This window comes from Binatus sp. (SeqCode), assembly GCF_036522015.1.
Lineage (GTDB): Bacteria > Desulfobacterota > Binatia > Binatales > Binataceae > Binatus.
In genome coordinates, this window is the sequence record NZ_DATDGQ010000227.1 from 1 (window position 1) to 2,786 (window position 2,786).

Genomic DNA, 2,786 nt, shown 5'->3' on the forward strand with positions numbered 1-2,786 from the left:
AACGGCACGCTGCTGATGTTGGCGTTGGTGGTTCTGCTGGGACTCTACACACTGCCGCGGGTGTACGCGCTCGGCGGCGCAATCCGCGCGACGCTCTACCGCAACTACATCAGCATCGAGGCTGCGCAGAACATGCACGCCGCGCTCAACACGCTGCAGGTGGCGGAGCACGACGGCAAAGCCAAAGATGTGCTTCCCGGGGCGCGGCATAATTTTTTACAATGGATCGACGTCGAAGATCACGACTTCACCGAAGTTGGAGAGCCTGAACTCGCGGCCGACATCCTCAAACGCGGCAACCAACTATTCGCTGATGTCGCCGCGGCGCCGCCCGGCACCAATCACGATCTCGAATTCGCCGAGCTGAACGGCAAGCTCGACGATTTGATCGCGATGAACAAGGCGGCGATGTTCCGCGCGGACAGCCGGTCTGTTCGCTTGGGCAAACGCCTTGCTTACGAGTTCGCGGGCGGCCTCGCGCTGGTGCTGCTGGTGGGCGCTGCGGTTTCGTGGGGACTCGGATGGCGGCTCTCAAAGCCATTGACAGAGCTCGCTGAGCGTCTGCGCGGAATCAGCCAACGCAAATCTCAGGTGCGGCTCGGCCCGCAGCCGCTGGCCGAGCTCGAAGCGGTCGCGCGCGAATTTAATTCGATGGCCGAGCGCCTCGAACAATACGACAAACTCAACGTCGAGCGCCTGGTTTACGAAAAGAGCAAGACCGAAGCGATCATCGAGAGCCTCGAGGATGGCGTCGTGCTGATCGACAGCGAGGGAATCGTCGCGCACATAAATGAGATAGCGTCGCTGATTCTCGGCGTCGATCTGCAGGACGCACTCGGCAGTCCGTTCGACGATCTCAGCAGCAACCATCCTCACTATCTGCGCGTGCGCGACGCGTTGCGCACGCTGCAGAGGGCCGGGACAACCGGGACCAACGGCCATCGCACCGAGATCGATCTTCACGTTCGCGGCCGCGATCATTCGTACGTGCTGAAGCCGGTGCCGCTTCATCATACGGTCGGCAAGTCGCTCGGCACGCTGCTGATTCTGCAGGATGTGACCTACATCCGCGATCAGGATCGCGCGCGCACCAACCTCGTCGCCACGCTGTCGCACGAACTCAGGACGCCGCTGACTTCGCTCGCGTTGTCGGCCGAATTGTTGAGCCGCGAGGATGTGAATACGAACGCGAAGAGCGGCGAGCTGCTACAGGTGATCCTGGAAGAATGCTCGCGGATGCGTCAGCTTACCGACAACTTGCTCAACCTTGCGCGCGGTGAGATTCCGGCCATCGCCGTCCAGCAGAAGCGGCTCGATCTTGCGCGGCTGGCGGCCGACGTGACCCGGCGCTTCGCGACCCAGGCGCGCGAGAAACAGGTTGCGCTCGAGGAGCATATCGGTGCGGTGCCGGAGATCATCGGCGACGCGGTCAAGCTCTCGTGGGTGATTTCAAACCTGCTCGGCAACGCGCTGCGCTACACTCCCGCCGGCGGAACTATTACAGTCGCGGCGCGCGGCACCGAGCGGGCCACGCGGCTCGAAGTCACCGACTCCGGTCCCGGTATTCCGGCCGACATGAAAGACTACATCTTCGAACGTTTCGTGCAGTACGGTTCCGAAGGCTTCGAGAAAGGATCGGCCGGGCTGGGCCTGTCGATCGTCAAGGAAATTGTCGAAGCACACGGCGGCAGGATATTCGTCGAAAGCGCCAATTCTCACGGTGCGCGATTCATCGTCGAAATTCCCGCCGCAATGGAGATTTGATGGCCAAGCTGCTCATTGTTGACGACGAGCGCAACATCCGCCGCAGTCTCACGACGTTCTTCGAGTCGCTCGACCACGAGGTTCGCGCCGCCGAAAACGGTACCCAGGCCGTGGCGCTGCTCGCCGAGACGCAGTTCGATCTCGTGCTGACCGATTACAAGATGGCCGAGATGAGCGGTCTCGAGCTGCTGCGCGAAATCAAGCGGCGCGCGCCCGAGTGCCTCGTAATCCTGATGACCGCCTATGCGACGGTCGAAAATGCGGTCGAGGCGATGAAATCCGGCGCCTACGACTACGTCACCAAGCCGTTTTCGCTCGAGCAGATTCAGCACACCGTCGACAAGGCGCTGCACGTCGGGCTGCTGACCGCCGAAAATCGCGCACTCCGCAGTGCGATCGACGAAGAACCGCTGCTCGACTCGAAAAGCCCGGCGATGCAACGCCTGCTCGAAACCGCTCGCCAGGCAGCGGCCAGCGACGCGACGATTTTGCTCACCGGAGAAAGCGGCACCGGCAAGAACGTCATCGCCCGCCAGATCCATCGATGGAGCAAGCGCCAGAGCAAGCCGTTCGTCGTCGTCAATTGCACCACGCTCTCCGAAGAACTTCTCGAGAGCGAGCTGTTCGGGCACATGCGCGGCGCTTTTACCGGCGCGGTCAAAGACAAGCCCGGCCGTCTCGAGGCGGCTAACGGCGGTACCGTCTTTCTCGACGAGATCGCCGACCTGACGCCGACGTTACAGACCAAGTTTTTGCGTTTTCTCCAGGAGCAGAACTTCGAGCGCGTCGGCGGCGAGCGCACCATTCACGTCGATGCGCGAATCATCGCCGCGTGCAATCGCGACCTCGAGTCCGAAGTCAGCGCACATCACTTTCGCGAGGATCTCTACTACCGGCTTAACGTCATCACTTTGCGCGTACCCCCACTGCGCGAACGCCACGAAGATATTCTGGCGCTAGCGCAATGGCTGCTGAACATCGCCGCCGTGCGCAATTCGCATCCCGGCCTGGCGCTGTCGCCC

Annotated in this window: 2 protein-coding genes; both read left to right on the forward strand. The window is 61.9% G+C overall.

Annotation, left to right across the window (positions count from 1 at the left end; all coding sequences use genetic code 11):
• Positions 1-1,764 (forward strand): sensor histidine kinase (locus tag VIW95_RS09745; RefSeq protein ID WP_331585876.1); only part of this gene is annotated, 1,764 nt, incomplete at its 5' end.
• On the forward strand, positions 1,764-2,786 hold a 1,023-nt coding region (locus VIW95_RS09750), incomplete at its 3' end, for a sigma-54 dependent transcriptional regulator (protein WP_331585878.1). The genes VIW95_RS09745 and VIW95_RS09750, both read left to right, overlap by 1 nt.